This window comes from Methylobacterium sp. 2A (genome assembly GCF_009806555.1).
Classification (GTDB): domain Bacteria; phylum Pseudomonadota; class Alphaproteobacteria; order Rhizobiales; family Beijerinckiaceae; genus Methylobacterium.
Map to the genome: position 1 here is coordinate 258907 of NZ_VUOK01000018.1, position 17883 is coordinate 276789.

15 protein-coding genes are annotated in these 17883 nt (G+C 69.7%); 12 read left to right on the forward strand and 3 right to left on the reverse strand.

Annotation, left to right across the window (positions count from 1 at the left end):
• Positions 1–7: 7 nt before the first annotated feature.
• On the forward strand, positions 8–1186 hold the full coding sequence (gene dxr, locus FVE89_RS09545) for a 1-deoxy-D-xylulose-5-phosphate reductoisomerase (RefSeq protein WP_160533783.1): 1179 nt from the start codon (positions 8–10) through the stop codon (positions 1184–1186).
• 12 nt (positions 1187–1198) lie between these two features.
• On the opposite strand, the gene FVE89_RS09550 is transcribed toward dxr, so the two are convergent.
• Positions 1199–1837, reverse strand: coding sequence for a TetR/AcrR family transcriptional regulator (locus FVE89_RS09550; RefSeq protein WP_160533784.1), 639 nt, complete (start codon positions 1835–1837; stop codon positions 1199–1201).
• Positions 1838–1975: 138 nt separating this feature from the next.
• Here FVE89_RS09550 and FVE89_RS09555 point away from each other — a divergent pair, with 138 nt between their 5' ends.
• From FVE89_RS09555 to lpxB, 9 genes are all read left to right on the forward strand, one after another.
• Positions 1976–3217 carry an HlyD family secretion protein gene (locus FVE89_RS09555; RefSeq protein ID WP_160533785.1) on the forward strand — a complete coding sequence of 414 codons (1242 nt, stop codon included), beginning with the start codon at positions 1976–1978 and terminating at the stop codon, positions 3215–3217.
• An 8-nt stretch (positions 3218–3225) separates the two neighbouring features.
• Positions 3226–4812, forward strand: a complete 1587-nt coding sequence (locus FVE89_RS09560; protein WP_160533786.1) for a DHA2 family efflux MFS transporter permease subunit — start codon at positions 3226–3228, stop codon at positions 4810–4812.
• Between the two features lie 138 nt (positions 4813–4950).
• Positions 4951–6105 (forward strand): RIP metalloprotease RseP, encoded by a 1155-nt coding sequence (rseP, locus tag FVE89_RS09565; protein WP_160533787.1) that lies wholly within the window; start codon positions 4951–4953, stop codon positions 6103–6105.
• Positions 6106–6539: 434 nt separating this feature from the next.
• Positions 6540–9110: an outer membrane protein assembly factor BamA gene (gene bamA / locus FVE89_RS09570; protein WP_160533788.1), complete on the forward strand. Its 2571-nt coding sequence runs from the start codon at positions 6540–6542 to the stop codon at positions 9108–9110.
• Positions 9111–9160: 50 nt separating this feature from the next.
• Positions 9161–10219, forward strand: a complete 1059-nt coding sequence (gene lpxD / locus FVE89_RS09575) for a UDP-3-O-(3-hydroxymyristoyl)glucosamine N-acyltransferase (protein WP_160533789.1) — start codon at positions 9161–9163, stop codon at positions 10217–10219.
• Between the two features lie 149 nt (positions 10220–10368).
• The gene (fabZ, locus tag FVE89_RS09580; RefSeq protein ID WP_160533888.1) at positions 10369–10845 is read left to right on the forward strand and encodes a 3-hydroxyacyl-ACP dehydratase FabZ; all 477 of its coding nucleotides are present in this window, start codon (positions 10369–10371) and stop codon (positions 10843–10845) included.
• The gene (gene lpxA, locus FVE89_RS09585) at positions 10842–11660 is read left to right on the forward strand and encodes an acyl-ACP--UDP-N-acetylglucosamine O-acyltransferase (protein ID WP_160533790.1); all 819 of its coding nucleotides are present in this window, start codon (positions 10842–10844) and stop codon (positions 11658–11660) included. Before fabZ ends, lpxA begins: the two co-directional genes overlap by 4 nt.
• A gap of 9 nt (positions 11661–11669) precedes the next feature.
• Positions 11670–12539 (forward strand): UDP-2,3-diacylglucosamine diphosphatase LpxI, encoded by an 870-nt coding sequence (lpxI, locus tag FVE89_RS09590; protein WP_160533791.1) that lies wholly within the window; start codon positions 11670–11672, stop codon positions 12537–12539.
• Positions 12536–13699, forward strand: a complete 1164-nt coding sequence (gene lpxB / locus FVE89_RS09595; protein ID WP_160533792.1) for a lipid-A-disaccharide synthase — start codon at positions 12536–12538, stop codon at positions 13697–13699. The genes lpxI and lpxB overlap by 4 nt, the downstream gene beginning before the upstream one ends.
• A gap of 22 nt (positions 13700–13721) precedes the next feature.
• Here the strand turns inward: lpxB and FVE89_RS09600 are convergent, their stop codons facing one another.
• Positions 13722–14345 (reverse strand): peptidase inhibitor family I36 protein, encoded by a 624-nt coding sequence (locus FVE89_RS09600; protein WP_160533793.1) that lies wholly within the window; start codon positions 14343–14345, stop codon positions 13722–13724.
• A gap of 21 nt (positions 14346–14366) precedes the next feature.
• Positions 14367–14999 carry a 2OG-Fe(II) oxygenase gene (locus FVE89_RS09605; protein ID WP_160533794.1) on the reverse strand — a complete coding sequence of 211 codons (633 nt, stop codon included), beginning with the start codon at positions 14997–14999 and terminating at the stop codon, positions 14367–14369.
• A gap of 279 nt (positions 15000–15278) precedes the next feature.
• Between FVE89_RS09605 and FVE89_RS09610 the strand changes: the two genes are divergently transcribed.
• Both FVE89_RS09610 and FVE89_RS09615 read left to right on the forward strand, forming a co-directional pair.
• The gene (locus tag FVE89_RS09610; RefSeq protein WP_160533795.1) at positions 15279–15596 is read left to right on the forward strand and encodes a hypothetical protein; all 318 of its coding nucleotides are present in this window, start codon (positions 15279–15281) and stop codon (positions 15594–15596) included.
• Between the two features lie 148 nt (positions 15597–15744).
• Entirely contained in the window at positions 15745–17856 is a 2112-nt protein-coding gene (locus FVE89_RS09615; protein ID WP_160533796.1) for an ABC transporter ATP-binding protein/permease, read from the forward strand.
• The last annotated feature ends 27 nt before the right edge of the window (positions 17857–17883 follow it).

Sequence of the window (17883 nt, forward strand, 5' to 3'; positions counted from 1 at the left end):
TGAACCCGTGACCCAGATCGTCACCGTCTTCGGCGCCACCGGCTCGATCGGCAAGTCGACCGCCGACCTGCTCGCCCAGCACACAGACCGATTCCGCGTCGGCGCCCTCGTCGGCGGCAAGGATCCGGTCGCGCTCGCCCGGATGGCGCGGGAGCTGAACGCGTCCTTCGCGGCGCTCGCCGACGAATCCGCCGGCCCGGCGCTCGCCGAGGCCCTGTCGGGCTCCGGCATTCCCAGCGGCGCGGGGGAGGGGGCCGTCATGGAGGCGGTCGCCCGGGATGCCGACATCGTCGTGGCGGCGGTGAGCGGGGCGGCGGGCCTCAAATCCACCCACGCGGCTTTGCGCCTGGGCCGGACGGTGGCGCTCGCCAACAAGGAGAGCCTCGTCTGCGCCGGCGACGCCTTCATGCGCGACGCCGCGCGCTACGGCGCCACGATCCTGCCGATGGATTCCGAGCACGACGCGCTGAGCCAAGCGCTCGCGGGACGGCCGCTCGCCGACGTGCGCACCATGATGATCACGGCCTCCGGCGGCCCGTTCCGCACCTGGACCCGCGAGCGCATCGCCGCCGCCTCCGCGACCGAGGCCGCTGCCCACCCGACCTGGTCGATGGGCATGAAGATCAACATCGATTCGGCGAGCCTGATGAACAAGGGCCTCGAACTGATCGAGGCCCACCACCTGTTCGGCATCGAGCCGGAGCGCCTGGACGTCGTGGTGCATCCGCAATCGGTGATCCACGGGATGGTCTACTGGCTCGACGGCGCCGTGACCGCCGAGCTGGCGCTGCCCGACATGCGCGTGCCGATCTCGCACTGCCTCGGCCTCGGCGACCGGCTGACGATCGCGCGTGGGCGGCCGCTGGATCTCGTGAAGCTTGGCGCCCTCACCTTCGAGGCCGCGGACGAGGCGCGCTTCCCGTGCCTGCGGATCGCCCGGGCGGCCCTCGCCGCGGGCGGCGCCGCGCCGACCGTGATGAACGCGGCCAACGAGATCGCGGTGGCGGCTTTCATCGCCGGCCGGATCGGCTTCTACGGGATCAGCGATCTGGTCGAGCGCGCCTGCAACCATTTCGCCGGCCAGTACCGGACCGCGCCGGCCGATGTCGACGAGGCGCTGGCCATCGACGCCCATGTCCGGGTTTGGAGCGCCGAGGCGCTGCCGGAGCTGCGCGCTGCGGGATAAGGCGGCTGCGCGTCAGCTCTCGGGCCCATACCCGGCCAGAAACACCCGCACCGCCTCGACGGTCTGGAACCGCATCCGGTTTTCGTCCGCCTCGCCGCCCGCGGCGAACAGCATCCGCGTCAGGAGGCCGGCGAGGCAGAGATGCAGGAAGTGCTGCGCCGCCAGGGTGGTGTCGGCCATACGCAGCCGGCCCGCCTTCACCTGCACGTCGAGATAGGCTGCGAGCCGCGCCACGCCGCGCGCCGGACCCGCCTCGTAATAGACCTGCCCGAATCGCGGAAACTTCTCGCAGACGCCGATCACCATACGGTGCATCGAGATGTGCCGCGGCTGGGACATCTCGGCGAGGAAGCTCATCCCCAGGCGGCTCAGGACGGCCGGGATGTCGGTATCGTCCGGGTCGAAGGTGAAGAGGGTTTCCGCGAGGCTGGCCTTCTCCTCGAGGATCAGCGCCTCGAACAGCGCCTCCTTGCTGTCGAAATATACGTAGAGCGTACCCTTCGAGACGCCGGCTGTCCGCGCGATCTCACCCATGCTGGCGCCATCGTAGCCCGCCGAGAGGAAGACCGTCCGGGCACCGTCCAGGATCTGTCGGCGTTTGTCGCCCTCGTGCGCCGTCACGCCCCGATCCAGCGCTGCACCCTGTGCCATCGTTCCGCTCCGCGTCCTGGACGCTGCTACGCTTGACCGAACCGTTCGGTCAACTTAACCTGTGGCCAATTCGGATTCGCGTCAAGGCAGATCCGATTTTTGACCGAACGGTTCGGTCATTGGCTGCGAGGCTCCGGGATGTCCCTTCGCGATGACGCAGATCGGCCGTCTCCCGCCATCGAGATCGGCGAGGAGGAGCGGGCCGAGGGACCGGCCCCGCGCCGGTCCGCTCCGGCCACGGCCCCCTCAGCCGCCCAGGATGGCCCGGCCGAGGCACCCCCGCCCCGCAAGCGGCCGCTGCGTCGCGCCATCCTGCTCGCCGTCCTGGCCGTCGCGCTCGGCGCCGCCGTCTATGCCGGGTGGCAATGGTGGACGGTCGGGCGGTTCTTCGTCGCGACCGACGACGCCTACGTCCAGGCCGACATCTCGGTGCTCGCCGCCAAGGTCTCCGGCTACCTCGAGGCGGTCCCGGTGGTGAACGGCCTGTCGGTGAAGAAGGGCGACGTGATCGCCAAGCTCGACGATGGCGATTACCGCCTCGCCCTCCAGGCCGCGCAGGACAAGCTCGCCACGCAGGAGAGCACCATCGCGCGGATCGCCCGGCAGGCCGAGGCCGCTCAGGCGCAGGTCGCCCAGGCCGCCGCCCAGCTCGATGCGACCCGCGCCGACGCGGTCCGCGCCCAGGCGGATTTCGCCCGCTCGACGCAGATGCAGGCCGACTACGTCGCCAAGTCGCGCATCGATCAGACCCGGGCCGACCGCGACCGGACCGAGGCGTCGGTCAAGGCCATGGAGGCCGCTCTCGTCGCCGCCCGCGCCAATGTCGACGTGCTCCAGGCGCAGAAGCGGGAGGCGGAGAGCCTCGCGGCGGAGCTGCGCACCGCGGTCGACCGCGCCCGCCGGGATCTCGACTTCGCGGTGATCCGCGCGCCCTTCGACGGCGTGGTCGGCAACAAGGCGGTCGAGGCCGGCGCCTACGTGGCACCCGGCACCCGGATCGCCGCCCTGGTGCCGCTCCAGAGCGTGCGGATCGACGCGAATTTCAAGGAGACCCAGGTCCAGCGCATGCGCCCCGGCCAGCCCGTCATCGTGACGGTCGACGCCTATCCGGATCGCGAGATCCAGGGCGTCGTGGAATCCTTCTCGCCGGCCTCGGGCTCGGTGTTCAGCCTGTTGCCGCCTGACAACGCGACGGGCAACTTCACCAAGATCGTCCAGCGCCTGCCGGTGCGGGTGCGGGTTCCGGAGGAGGTCGCCCGCGAGGGCCTGCTGCGGCCGGGCCTGTCGGCGGTGGTGCGGGTCGATACCCGCGCCGGCGCGGACCGCTCGGTGCTCGACCGGGCCGCGCGCGCGCGGCCGGTCAGCACCGCGAGCCGCTGAGTCGGGTCATGGCCGCTACCGCTGCCCTGGCACCGGGCGTGCCGGCCCGCGCCGCCGAGCCGCCGCTCGACCGCCGCCGCATGGTGGCGTTCGTCTGCATGGTGTTCGGAATGTTCATGGCGATCCTGGACATCCAGATCGTCTCGGCCTCCCTCAACGAGATCCAGGCCGGCCTCTCGGCCTCCGGCGACGAGATCCCCTGGGTCCAGACCAGCTACCTGATCGCCGAGGTCATCTCGATCCCGCTGTCGGGCACCCTGTCGCGGGTGCTCTCGACGCGGTGGATGTTCGCCATCTCGGCGGGCGGCTTCACCCTGATGAGCCTGATGTGCGCGACCTCCTCGTCGATCGGCGAGATGATCGTCTGGCGGGCCGCGCAGGGCTTCATCGGCGGCGGCATGATCCCGACCGTGTTCGCGGCGGCCTTCACGATCTTCCCGCCCTCGAAGCGGACCATCGTGTCGCCGATGATCGGCCTCGTGGCGACGCTGGCGCCCACCATCGGTCCGACGGTCGGCGGCTACCTCACCGACCTGATGTCCTGGCACTGGCTGTTCCTGGTCAACGTCGTGCCGGGCATCTTCGTCACCGTTTCGACCTGGATCCTGGTCGATTTCGACAAGCCCAATTACAGCCTGCTGGAAGCGTTCGACTGGGCGGGCCTCGCCTTCATGGCGGGCTTCCTCGGCTGCCTCGAATACGTGCTGGAGGAGGGGCCGAACCACGACTGGCTGCAGGACGAGACGGTGTTCGCCTGCGCGATGGTCTGCGGGGTCTCGGCGCTGCTGTTCTTCTGGCGGGTCTTCACGGCGCGGCAGCCGATCGTCGATCTGCGCGCCTTCTCGGACCGCAACTTCGCCAGCGGTTGCGTGGCGAGCTTCGTGCTCGGCATCGGCCTCTACGGCCTGACCTACATCTACCCGGTCTATCTCGCGCGGGTGCGCGGCTACTCGGCGCTGATGATCGGCGAGACGATGTTCGTCTCCGGCCTGTTCATGTTCATCACCGCGCCGATCGCCGGCCGGCTCTCGGGCAAGGTCGATCCGCGCCTGATGATGGGGATCGGCTTCGCGGGCTTCGCCTGCGGCACCTGGATCGTCACCGGCCTCACCAAGGATTGGGATTTCTACGAGCTGCTGCTGCCGCAGATCCTGCGCGGCTGCTCGCTGATGCTGTGCATGATCCCGATCAACAACATCGCGCTCGGCACCCTGCCGCCGGCCCGGATGAAGAACGCCTCCGGCCTGTTCAACCTCACCCGCAACCTCGGCGGGGCGGTGGGCCTCGCGCTGATCAACACAATGCTCAACGACCGGTGGGACCTGCACCTCGCCCGGCTCCACGAGCGCTTCAGCTGGACCAGCAACGCCGCCCTGGAACGCCTCGACAGCCTCCAGCGCGGGTTCGCGTCCTTCGGGAGCGCCGCCCCCGACATGGCGCTGAAGGCCATGACCAACACCGTGCGGATCCAGGGCCTCGTCATGGCCTTCGAGGACGTGTTCCTCGCCCTGACGATCCTGTTCCTGGCCATGGCCTGCGCCACGCCGCTGGTCCGGCGCCCGCGCGCGGTGGCCGGCGGTGGGGGAGGGCACTGACGGGGCATCGCCGTGCCCGCTGCGACGATGCGCGATCCAACACAGGATTGCGTTGGCGGTGCGCCCCACCGATCTGCTAGGATGTCGGGATGCGCCGGTCCCCGGGGGGGCAGCGCGGCGACGGCCAGGGATCGGCTTATGGACTTCCTCAACGCGATGGGCGGTACCGCGGGCGGCTTCTTCGGCGCCCTGATTCCGTTCCTGTTCGTGCTCACCGTCGTGGTGTTCGTGCACGAGATGGGCCATTTCCTGGTCGGACGCTGGTGCGGCGTCGGCGTCCACGCCTTCTCCCTCGGCTTCGGACCGGAACTCGTCGGGTTCAACGACCGCCGCGGCACCCGCTGGAAGCTCTGCGCGATCCCGCTCGGCGGCTACGTGAAGTTCCACGGCGACGTGAACGGGGCGAGCATGCCCGATCCCGAAGCGGTCGCCCGCATGACCCCGCAGGAACGGGCGATCAGCTTCCCGACCCAGCCCGTGGCCAAGCGCGCCGCGATCGTCGCCGCCGGGCCGGTGGCGAACTTCATCCTGGCGATCCTGCTCTTCGCCGGGGCGATCTGGCTCGGCGGCCGCTACGAATTGCCCGCCCGCGTCTCCTCGGTGGAGCCGAACAGCGTCGCGGCCCAGGCCGGGTTCCAGCCGGGCGACGTCATCACCGCCATCGACGGCGAGAAGATCGGCGACTTCAACGCCATGTACCGCACGGTGACGGGCAGCGCCGGCACGCCCCTGACCTTCACGGTGGAGCGCGGCGACAAGCCGATCACCATCCAGGCGACGCCGGCCACCTTCGAGGAGAAGACCCCGTTCGGCCGCCACCGCATCGGCCGCCTCGGGATCCGCTCCCCCGCGGGGTCGGAGGCGCGGCTCGTGCGCTACGACGCCCTCGATTCCCTCAATCTCGGCGTGAAGGAAACCTACTTCGTCGTCGAGCGCACCTTCTCGTATCTCGGCAAGCTCGTGACCGGCCGGGAATCGGCCGACCAGCTCTCGGGTCCGATCGGCATCGCCCGCGTCTCCGGCGAGGTCGCCAAGACCGGCGGCGTCGGCGGCCTCGTCGGGCTGATCGCGCTCCTCTCGGTCTCGATCGGTCTCCTGAACCTGTTCCCGGTGCCGCTGCTCGATGGCGGGCACCTGTTGTTCTACGCCTTCGAGGTCGTCCGCGGCCGTCCGCTCAGCGAGAAGGCACAGGAGATCGGCTTCCGGATCGGCCTCGCCCTGGTCCTGATGCTGATGCTGTTCGCCGCCTGGAACGATATCCTCAACCTTGGCGCGTCCTGGCGGAACACCTGATCCGGACGGGTTGCGGGCCGTCCCCAGGCCCCTGGGTATCCTGTCCGATCTCCACCGGAAAGGATGCCCGATTCCCGCCGCGATCCGGCCCCGAAGCCGCCCGACCGGTGCCCCGCCGAGCGGTCAAAACTGGGTTAATCCGACGTTGAAGGTCGCGGTGGCGGGTCGAAAAATGCGCGTCGTCACAGGCGTTTACGCGTTGTTCACTACAATTGGCGGTTTGCGCGCGCGGTGGCCGCATCGTTAAGTGGCGCGAAGGCCACGACCCCCCAAAATCCCCTGACGATGGCCGCCCGCGCGTTTGCTTGGCAGGGGAATCCCGCTAAGAGCTACGCTTGGACCGAAGCCACGCTTGGACCAGGTGACGGGACGGCCGATCAACGGTCGCCTGTGACGGGCTAACCCCCGCGACCAGAACAGAAACGGGCGATTGCATGATGTCGTTGACGGGGAAGCCCCGACGTAAGTCGGTGCGGAGAACCATCGTCCTAGTCACTGCGGGTTTGAGCGTCGTCCTGAGCGGGGCCGCTCAGGCGCAGCAGATTGTCGTCCAGGGCAACCAGCGCGTCGATGCCGACACGATCCGGTCCTACGTGACCGGAACGGCGTCCGGCTCCGCGGAGGAGGCGCGCCGCAACCTGCTCGCCAGCGGCATGTTCTCGGACGTGAAGGTCGCCCAGTCGGGCGGCCGCACGGTGGTCACCGTCCGCGAGAACAACCTGATCAACCGGGTGGTGTTCGAGGGCAACAAGAAGATCGAGAAGGCGACCCTGGAAGGGGTGGTCGAGGCGAAGGCTCGCGGCCCCTACAGCGAGGCGATCGTCAACGCCGACCTCGCCCGCATCCGGGACGTCTACAAGCGGTTCGGCCGCGGCACCGCCAAGGTGACCTACCGCACCGTCGACCTGCCGAACGGCCGGGTCGACGTGATCTACCAGATCGACGAGGGCGACAAGACCGGCATCATCTCGATCAACTTCGTCGGCAACAACGCCTATTCGGACCGGACCCTGAAGGGGCTGATGAGCTCCTCGGAGATGAACTTCCTGTCGTTCATCAAGACCTCCGACGTCTACGATCCCGACCGCATCACCAACGACCTCGATCAGGTGCGCCGCTACTACCTGAAGAACGGCTACGCCGACTTCCAGGTGGTCAGTGCCGACGCGCGCTACGTCGAGGGTGAGAAATCCGGCTACGTCATCACCATCACGGTGAGCGAGGGCGAGCAGTACAAGGTCGGTGCGGTGCAGGTGGATTCGCGCCTGCCCGGGCTCGATACCACGCAGCTCAATGATGGTGTCGCCACGGCCGTGGGCGACGTCTACAACGCCGACGATGTCGAGAAGACGCTGAACAACGTCACCCGCGAGGTGAACCGAGCCGGCTATCCCTTCGCGCAGGTGCGCCCGACCGGCCAGCGCGACCCGGCAAGCCATCAGGTCTCCCTGGGCTTCGTGGTCGAGGACGGCCCGCACGTCTACGTCGAGCGCATCAACATCCGCGGCAACACCCGCACCCGCGACTACGTCATCCGCCGCGAGCTCGATATCGCCGAGGGCGACGCCTACAACCGCGTGCTGACCGACCGCGCCGAGCGGCGCCTGAACGGCCTGGGCTTCTTCAAGAAGGTCCGCTTCTCCAACGAGCCGGGCTCGGCGCCCGACCGCGTGGTCATCAACATCGACGTCGAGGATCAGCCCACGGGTTCGTTCTCGGTGGCGGGCGGCTACTCCACCCAGGACGGCATCATCGGCGAGGTCTCGGTCTCCGAATCGAACTTCCTCGGCCGCGGCCAGTATGTCCGCCTCGCCGGCACGGGCGGCCAGTACTCGCGCGGCGTCGATTTCTCGTTCACCGAGCCGTACTTCCTCGGCTACCGTCTGGCGGCCGGCTTCGACGCCTTCTACAAGTACTCCGACCTGACCCGGTACTCGCGCTACGAGACCACGGTCTATGGCGGCCAGCTCCGCTTGGGCCTGCCGATCACCGAGGAATTCGGCGTCACCCTGCGCTACTCGCTGTACAACACCGAGCTGAAGGTGCCGAACACCCTCAAGCGGCCGTACAACGACTGCTCGATCCCGATCCCGGGCTACACCGCCACCTACGCGGCGAACACGATCGACCCGAATACGGGCCGCAACATCGGCGGTCAGGCGATCTACCCGAACTGTGCCTATGACGGCGAGGCCTCGATCGCCATCAAGGGATCGCAGGGCAACACGCTGACCTCGCTGGCCGGCCTGACGCTCGCCTACTCCACCCTGGACGTGATCGGCGCGCCGCATAACGGCCTCTACGCGGAGCTGAAGCCCGACGTGGCGGGTCTGGGCGGCGACTCGAAGTTCTTCCGCATCACCGCTGACGCGCGCTACTACAAGGAGCTGTTCGAGGATGTGGTCGGCTTCGTCCGGTTCCAGGGCGGTCACATCCAGTCCATCGACGGCAAGCCCCTGCGCGTCACCGACGAGTTCTTCCTCGGCCCGTCGCTGGTCCGCGGCTTCGCCCCGAACGGCATCGGTCCGCGCGACGTCGGCATCGCCGATGCCCGCTCGAACGCGATCGGCGGCTCGACCTATATCGGCGGCACCCTCGAAGTGCAGTTCCCGCTGCCCGGCGTGCCGCGTGATCTCGGCCTGAAGGGCGCGCTCTTCGCCGACGCCGGCACCCTGTTCGGCTACAACAGCCGGCGCTCCTTCGACGTGAACGGCGACAGCTTCATCAACGGTACGGACCCGCTGACCGGACGCTGCAACTTCAACGCGTTCAAGATCGGCGTCGAGCCGGAATGCGTGAACGTCCGCGACAGCGCCAAGATCCGCTCCTCGGTCGGTGCCTCCATCCTGTGGAACTCGCCGCTCGGCCCGATCCGCTTCGACTACGCCTATGCCCTGAGCAAGGACGAGGGTATCCCGGTCTACGTGCCGATCCTCGGCAAGTACGGCCATATCGGCAAGGACCAGACCCAGGCGTTCCGCTTCTCCGGCGGCTCGCGCTTCTGATCACAATCCCCGGCGCGGCGGCCACCATCAGGGCCGCCGCGTTATCAAGCATGTCAGATCCCATCTTCTTCGCCGCCGCGGCCAGCCTGACCCTCGCGGAGATCGCGGCCGCCGCCGGGGCCAGCCTGCCTGAAGGCGCCGATCCGGACGCCCGGCTCGTCGGTGCCGCGCCCCTGGAGGGGGCCGGGCCCGCGCACCTCGCCTACATGGATAACGCCCGCTACGGCGACGCCCTGGCGGCGACGCGTGCGGGGGCCTGCCTCGTCTCGCCGCGCTTCGCGGCCCGTTGCCCATCCGGCACCGTCGCCCTCGTCACCCGGGATCCCTACCGCGCCTACGCCGCGCTGCTCGGGCGCCTGCATCCCGATGCGCTCCGACCGGGGACACAGTTCGGCGTCCGCGGGATCGCCCCGGGCGCCCACATCCATCCGGAGGCGCGGCTCGAAGACGCCGTCACGGTCGATCCGGGCGCGGTCATCGGCCCGGGCGCCGAAATCGGAACCGGCACGGTGATCGGCCCGAACGCGGTGATCGGCCCCGGCGTGCGCATCGGGCGTGACTGCGCCATCGGCGCCGGCGCCACGCTCAGCCACGCGCTCCTGGGAAACCGCGTGATCCTCCATCCCGGCGCGCGGCTCGGCCAGGACGGATTCGGCTTCGCCATGGGCGCCACCCATCTCAAGGTGCCGCAGATCGGCCGCGTGATCGTCCAGGACGACGTGGAGATCGGCGCCAACACCACGATCGACCGGGGCGCCTCGCGCGATACGGTGATCGGGGAGGGGACCAAGATCGACAACCTCGTGCAGATTGCCCACAACGTCGTGATCGGGCGCCATTGTGTGATCGTGTCGGGCGTCGGCATCTCGGGCTCGACCACGCTGGAGGATTACGTCGTCCTCGGCGGTCAGGTCGGCGTCGTCGGGCATCTGCGCATCGGTCGCGGTGCGCAGATCGCCGGCTCGTCGAATGTGAACCGTGACGTGCCGCCGGGCAGCCGCTGGGGTGGAACGCCCGCCAAGCCGGTGCGTGCCTGGTTCCGCGAACTCACGACCCTGGCCCGCCTCGCCGAGCGTTCGGGCAGGGGCCCGGCGGACGACGAGGCCTGAATCGGGCTGCGGCTTTCCGGTCACCCGGCTCGCCCCGCGATCCGGAAGGTCTTGCGCTTCCGGCGATTTCTGCCGAAGAGGGCGCTCCCTCCGCCAGAGGCGGCGGCATGTCAGGCCGCCGCTGGCGGCAAGTCGAGGTGCGGGATCCGATGAGTGAGGCGGCGCGCGAGACCGGCGGAGAGCTGGGCACAGCCGATATCCAGACCCTGCTGGAGCTGCTGCCACACCGCTATCCGTTCCTCATGGTGGATCGGATCGTCGAGATCGACCGGGACGAATCCTGCGTCGGCATCAAGAACGTCACGGCCAACGAGCCGCAATTCATGGGGCATTTCCCCGGGCTTCCGGTCTTCCCGGGCGTGCTCCTGATCGAGGGCATGGCTCAGACGGCCGGCGCGATCTGCTGTCGCCACATCCGGACCGACGAGCTGCGCACCAAGCAGGTGTTCTTCATGACCATCGACAAGTGCAAGTTCCGTAAGCCGGTCACGCCGGGCGACCAAGTGCGTTTCCATATGAAGAAGATCAATCACCGCCGGACCATGTGGTGGTTCCGCGGCGAGGCCCGGGTCGATGGCACGCTGGTGGCCGAGGCCGAGATCGGCGCCATGCTGGTGACGGAGTGAGCGCGCCGTTCATCCACGCGAGCGCCGTAATTGAGCCCGGCGCTCAGATCGGCGACGGGGCGCGGATCGGCCCCTTCTGCCATATCGGGTCCGAGGTGGTGATCGGATCCGATTGCGAACTCGTCAGCCACGTCGTCGTCGCGGGCCGTACCACGCTCGGCGCCCGAACCCGGATCTTCCCCTTCGCGTCGATCGGCCACCCGCCGCAGGATCTGAAATACCGGGGCGAGCCCTCGACCCTCACGATCGGCACCGATTGCCTGATCCGCGAGGGCGTCACCATGAATCCGGGAACCGCCGGCGGCGGCCTGGAGACCGTGGTGGGCGATCACTGCACCTTCCTGGCGAACTCCCATGTCGGCCACGATTGCCGGGTGGGCGCGCACGTGATCTTCTCCAACAACGTGATGCTGGCGGGCCATTGCTCCGTGGGGGATTACGCGATCCTCGGGGGCGGCGCCGCCGTCATCCAGTTCGCCCGGGTCGGGGCGCACGCCTTCGTGGGCGGCCTCTCCGGACTGGAGAATGACTGCATCCCCTACGGGATGGTACTCGGCAACCGCGCCACCCTCTCCGGCCTCAACATCATCGGCCTCCAGCGGCGCGGCTTTGCCCGGGAAGACATCCACGCCCTCCGGCGGGCCTACCGCCTGCTCTTCGCGCCCGAGGGCACGCTGATGGAGCGGGTCGAGGACGTGGCCGCGACCTTCGAGTCCCACGCCGCGGTGCGCGAGATCCTCGACTTCATCCGCGTCGGCGGCAAGCGCTCGATCTGCACGCCGCGCGAGATTCCGACTCCGATCGGCGCCGCCTGACCGATCCCCGTGAAGGCGAAGGCCGACCCCGCACCCGAATGCGCCCTGGTGCTGATCGCCGGGGCCGGGCGGCTGCCGGAACTGGTCGCCGAGTCCCTGCGCCGGGCTCGCCGGCCCTTCCGGGTGATCGCCCTGCGCGGATTCACGGGGCAGACCCTGCGGGCCAGCGCCGACGCCACGGTCGATCTCCTCGACCTCGCCGCCACCTTGAAGCTGCTGCGCCGGTGGGGTCCGGCCACCGTGGTGCCGGCCGGCGGCGTCTCCCGGCCGAGCCTAGCCGCGATTCTCAATGCCGGCGCCGCCCTGCGCAACCGCGAGGCTCTGCGGGCCATCGCGGGCGGGGGCGATGACCGCCTCCTGCGTGCCGCGCTGGCGCTCGTCGAGGAGGAGGGGCACCGCATCCTCGGCGTCCACGAGGCGGCGCCGGACCTTCTGTGTCCCGAGGGACCGATCGGGCGCCGGCGGCCCGATCCGGACGCGGCCGCCTCGATCGCCGCCGGGCGGGGCGTGCTGAAGGCCCTCTCGCCCTACGATCTCGGGCAGGCCGTGGTCGTCGCCGGTGACCGGGTGCTCGCCGTCGAGGGACCGGAGGGGACCGACCGGATGCTCGCCCGGGCGCGTGCCCTCGGGCGTCGTCCGTTCGGATGGGGTCGGGCGCTCCCCGCGACCGTGCTGGTCAAGGCGCCCAAGGTCGGACAGGACCGGCGCATCGACCTGCCGGCGATCGGTCCGCGCACGGTGCGCAACGCCGCCCGGGCCGGCTGCGTCGGCCTCGCGCTCGAAGCCGGGGGCACATTGGTGATCGACCGCGATGCCACCGCTGCGGAGGCCGACCGCCTCGGCCTGTTCGTCGTCGGCTCCGGGACCGCGCCGCGATGACCCGACCCCGCACCATCTGGCTCGTGGCGGGCGAGGATTCCGGCGACCAGCTCGGCGCCAAGCTGATGCGGGCGCTGCGCGAGGCGGCCCCGGACGTGGCCTTCGGCGGCGTCGGCGGCGAGGCCATGGCGGAGGCGGGGTTCGCCTCCCTGTTCCCCCTCGATGACGTGGCGGTGATGGGCTACCTGCCGGTGCTCGCCCGCGCCCGCACGCTGCTGCGCCGCATCCGCGAGACCGCCGAGGCGGCGGTGCGCGCCCGACCGGACGTGCTGGTCATCATCGACAGCCCCGGCTTCACCCATGCGGTGGCGAAGCGGGTCCGCAAGGCTGCCCCCGGCATCCCGATTATCGACTATGTCTCGCCGAGCGTCTGGGCGTGGCGCCCCTGGCGCGCGAAGGGCATGCGCGCCTTCATCGACCACGTGATGGCGCTGCTGCCCTTCGAGCCCGACGCCCATCGGCGGCTCGGGGGCCCACCCTGCACCTATGTCGGGCATCCGCTGATCGAGCGCTTGGCCGATCTGCGCCCGTCCGGTCCGGAGCGTCTGCGCCGTGATGCGGCGCCCTACAGCCTCGTCATCCTACCGGGCTCCCGCCGCTCCGAGATCGAGCGCCTGATGCCGGTCTTCGGGCAAGCCCTGGCGCTCGTGGCGCGCGCGCATCCCGTCGAGGCGGTGCTGCCGGCGGTGACGCGCCACCGGGCCCTGATCGAGCGCCTTGCGGCGGCTTGGCCTGTTCCGGTCCGGATCGTCACCGGCGAGGCGCCGAAATATGCCGCGTTCCGGCGCGCCCGGGCGGCGCTCGCGGCCTCGGGCACGGTCACGCTGGAACTCGCGCTGGCGGGCGTTCCCATGGTGGTCGCCTACAAGGTCTCGCGAGCCGAGGAGGTCATCGCCCGCCGGCTCATTCAGGTGCCGACCATCGTGCTGCCGAACCTGATCCTGGCCGAGAACGCCATGCCGGAATTCGTCCAGGCCGATTGCACGCCCGGCCATCTCGCCGAGGCCCTGGCGCCGCTGCTGGCGGGGGGCGCCGCGCGCGTGACGCAATGCGCGGCGCTCGCCCGGATCGACGACCGGATGCGGCTCGCCGATGCGCAGACGCCGAGCCGGGCTGCCGCGCGGATCGTGCTGCGCGCGGCCGAGCGGCCGTCCGGATAGGCCGTGCGCCGGGCGGCGAGCGCTACCCGCTGCGCCGGCCGCAGCGGGTATACGTCACGGTTCCCCGGGTGCTCGACCAGGTCAGGTGATCGTCGTCCACCGTCAGCCGGACCTGCGACGACCAGTGCCGTCCGCGGTCGCTGCACTCGGCCGAGGTCACCCAGGCGCCCCCGGACCGGCGCATGTCGTGGAAGGTGCACACCGTGCGGCCGGCGCGCGCCTGATCCTGCGTGATCGTCGCCGGGATGTAGCCCCGCCGCCGCGAGCGATGCCCGCAAGCCCCGGGCGTCGGCCCCCAGACGCCGACATACTCGGCGCTCACCGGTGCCGGAGCCGGCCGCGGCAGGGGAGCCGGCGCTGGCAGCTGGGCAGCCGGTGCCGCCCGGGAAGGCGCCGGTGGCGCGACGGCGCTGGGTGAATCGAGCGTCACGACCCGGCTCGCCACGGCCCGCGGCCCGGTTGCCGTCTCAGCCGGCGCGGCCGCTTCGGGCCGCTGGGGCCGGAACGGGAGGTCCTCCGTCAGGTAGGCGGCGCTGTAGGCGAACAGCCCGATCCAGCCGGCGATCAGCAAGGCCGGCAGGACGAAGCGGCGCCTGGGCTCCGAACGCGTTCCGCCGCCCGGATCGGCCAGCACCACTGCCCCCATCGTGTCCCCCCTCGCGTCCGCTCAGCGACCGAAAATCCCTTTCAGGAACTGTGCCGTGCGGTTGCGCTTGCGCTTGCGCTCCAGCTCGGACGCATCCTTGAGCCAAGCGACCTGGACCACGCGCCGCTCGCCCTCGAACGGCTCGTGGCCGTGCCAGGAATTGTCGGCGCGCAGGAACGCGAACATCGTTCCCATGGTGGGCGGCACCTCGACCGCGAAGGGCTCGTAGTTCTTCCCGTCGTAGAGCACCCGCAGGCGGCCGGCGGCCGGGGCATCCCAGGCGTCGTTCATGTAGACGAGGAGCGTCAGAACCTTCGACGGCCCGTCCGTGTGGATCGAGCCGTATTTCGGCTGGCTCTTCCGCATGATGGTTGTGAGCCGCGGGCAGGAGACGAGGTCGATCCCGAACTTCTCGCCCAGGATCCTCGAGAATTCGTCGCTCTCCAACTCGTCGATCAGCGCCTTGAATCGGCCCTTGAGGGCGACCTCGTCGACCGTGAGGTAGCCGGGCTTGGCAATGTCCGGGAAGTCGCGGCGGATCGCGTCGATCGCGTCGGGATTCAGGACGTTGCTGCCCAGCGTATAGGCGTAGGGCTCCCGGGTGACGGGCGCGGCGCGCACCGCGGAAATGTCGAGGATCGAGAGGGCGGACATCGGTGGATCCCTTGGGTCCAGTGCGAATCGGCCGACACACCGGACGCGCGTGCCGGAGGTCCAGTCGGTGGGATGGGCCGGCTCGGGCCGCTGGCCCCCGGCCGTCATGGTGCAACCCATCGCGGCGGTCCGGAAATCTCATAATCCGCCGATTGCGGCGGTCCGACGGCGAAAGCCGGTTGGTGGCACATTCTGGTGACAGTCTCGGGCCGCCGGCCCGTGCAGGATAGTACGATGTCTGCGGACTTTCGTCCTGGGCGCATGCTGGACCCGTGTCTGATGAGGCCGCTGGCCCTCGCCTTGCTGTGCATCCACCTCGTCGCCGTCGCGACCGGGGCGGAGGCGCTTGCCCAAACCCGCGCGCCGCGCGGCTCGATGACCGCCCGCATGACCTGCGCCGAGGCGATGGCGCTGGTCAAAGGCGAGCGGGACGTCGTGATCGCGGCCGGGTCGGCGCCGGAGCGCTTCGTCAGCGGCCCCGGCCAGTGCAGCGGCTCGGAGATCGCCGAGTTGCGGTTCGCGCCCACGCGGGACAATCCGCAATGCCCGATCGGCTATCATTGCCGCGAGCCGGGCTTCGAGGAATGGAATTGGTGAGCGGGCAACCGGCCTGAATCGCCGGATCCCGAGAACGTGACGAGAATTTCACACGACAGCGTGGGGCAAAGGCCACTATCTCGCCATCGACCGGGGCCAAGGCCGCCGGGTTGCGCCCCAGCCGGGCGCGGTGGGACGGGAGAGACGCGTGGCAGCACTCAGGACGGGGCTCGGGATCCAGGCCGTGCTCACGGCCGTGGCCGCGCTGATCCTGCTGGCCATGCCGGGCATTCCGAGCCCGCCGCTCTACGTCTCGCTCGCCGGCTTCGCCCTGGCGGCCATCCTGGTTGCGTCGAACGGCATCTCGGCCTACCTGAAGGTGTTCGTCTCGGTCTACGGCGTCGGCTACCTGCTGCTCGCCGGCTCGAAGACCGCCGCCGCCATGGGCCTTCTGCCTCCGGTGATCGCGGCCCTTCTGCCCCCGGCCTTCGCCGCCACCGGCGCGGTGGTGTTCGCCGCCATCGTGCTCGGCATCTCCTATCTCGAGCCGATCCGGGCGATCACCAACATCGCCGACCCCTACTTCGCCAACCGCGACAAGCCGACCAAGGAGATCGGCCTGTTCCGCTGGTTCGGGACGACCGAGGGTCGGATCGGCCGTAACCTCGTGGCGCTCTCGATCTTCGTGAACTTCGCCGACGTCGCCCTGACCCTGCGGTTCAACTTCTTCTATCGCGACATCTACAACGCCCTGCAGGAATACGACGCGAACGCCTTCTGGTATCAACTGCTCTGGGTGTTCGTGCCGCTGGCCACGCTGAACATCGCCATCGGCATGTTCGACCTGTTCGTGGATTCCTCGCTGCTGATCCGCTGGCGCACGTGGCTGACCCACAGCCTCTACGAGCGCTGGCTCGGCAACGGCACCCATTACCGGATCCCGTTCACCGACGAGGAGGCCGACAACCCGGATCAGCGGATCCAGGCCGACGTCAACAGCTTCATCGTGCAGACCACGACCCTGTCGATCCGGCTGCTGAGCCAGGCGGCGCAGCTCGTCTCGTTCATCGTGATCCTCTGGACCCTGTCGCGGGACTTCGTCGTGCCGTTCACCGACGCGGTGATCCCGGGCTTCCTCGTCTGGCTGGTAATCGGCTACGCCGTGGTGGGCACGTGGCTCACCCATCTGATCGGCCGGCCGCTCATCGGGCTCGATTTCCGGCAGGAGCAGGTCGAGGCAAATTTCCGCTTCGCGCTGGCCCGCAACCGCATCTATTCCGAGCAGATCGCCCTGCTGCGCGGCGAGCGGGCCGAGGCCTCGCGGCTCTCGACGCTGTTCCACAGCGTCATCGACAACTACGTCGGCATCATTTTCCGGCGCATCAAGCTGATCGCCTTCACGTTCAGCTACCGTCAGGCGAGCGTGATCTTCCCGATGGTGCTGGCCGCGCCGTCCTTCTTCGCCAAGAAGATCACGCTCGGCGCCCTGCAGCAGACCTCACAGGCCTTCGGGCAGGTGCAGAGTTCGCTCTCGTTCTTCGTCGATTCCTACACGACGCTCGCCGCCTACAAGGCCAACACCAACCGCCTCGGCTCCTTCCGCCGGGCCATGACCAAGGCCGAGGCGCTGGAGGCGGCGGGTTACGGGCTCGTCCAGGGCAACGATAGCGCGGGCGACGTGACCGCCCGCGGCCTCGTCCTCGCCCTGCCGGACGGGCGCTCGATCGTGACCGCCGACGCGCTGACCCTGCCGCGGGGTGCCGCGACCCTGGTCACCGGACCGTCGGGCTCGGGCAAGTCGACGCTGTTCCGGGCGATCGCCGGGATCTGGCCGTTCGGCAAGGGTCGGGTGGACGTGCCGGCCGGACAATCGGCGCTGCTGCTGCCGCAGCGGCCCTACATTCCGCTGGGCACCCTGCGCGGCGCCGTGGTCTACCCGAACACCACGGATCAGTTCTCCGACGAGGCCGTCAGGGACGCCCTGGTCGCCGCCCAGCTCCCGCACCTCGCCGACCGGCTGGATGAGGTCGACACCTGGGAGCGGCGTCTGTCAGGGGGCGAGCAGCAGCGGCTCGCCATCGCCCGGGTGCTGCTGGCCAAGCCCGAATGGCTGTTCCTCGACGAGGCGACGGCCTCCCTCGACGAGCCGTCGGAGGCGGCGCTCTACCGGACCCTGCGCGAGCGGCTGCCCGGGACCACGATCGTATCGATCGGCCACCGCTCGACGCTCGACGCGTTCCATGACCGGCGCATCACGCTGGAACCGGAGGGTGGCGTGTTCACCCCGCGGGAGCAGCGGCAGCCGTTGCCGGCGGAGTGAGGCAGGCCCTCTCCGCTCTCTCCCTCC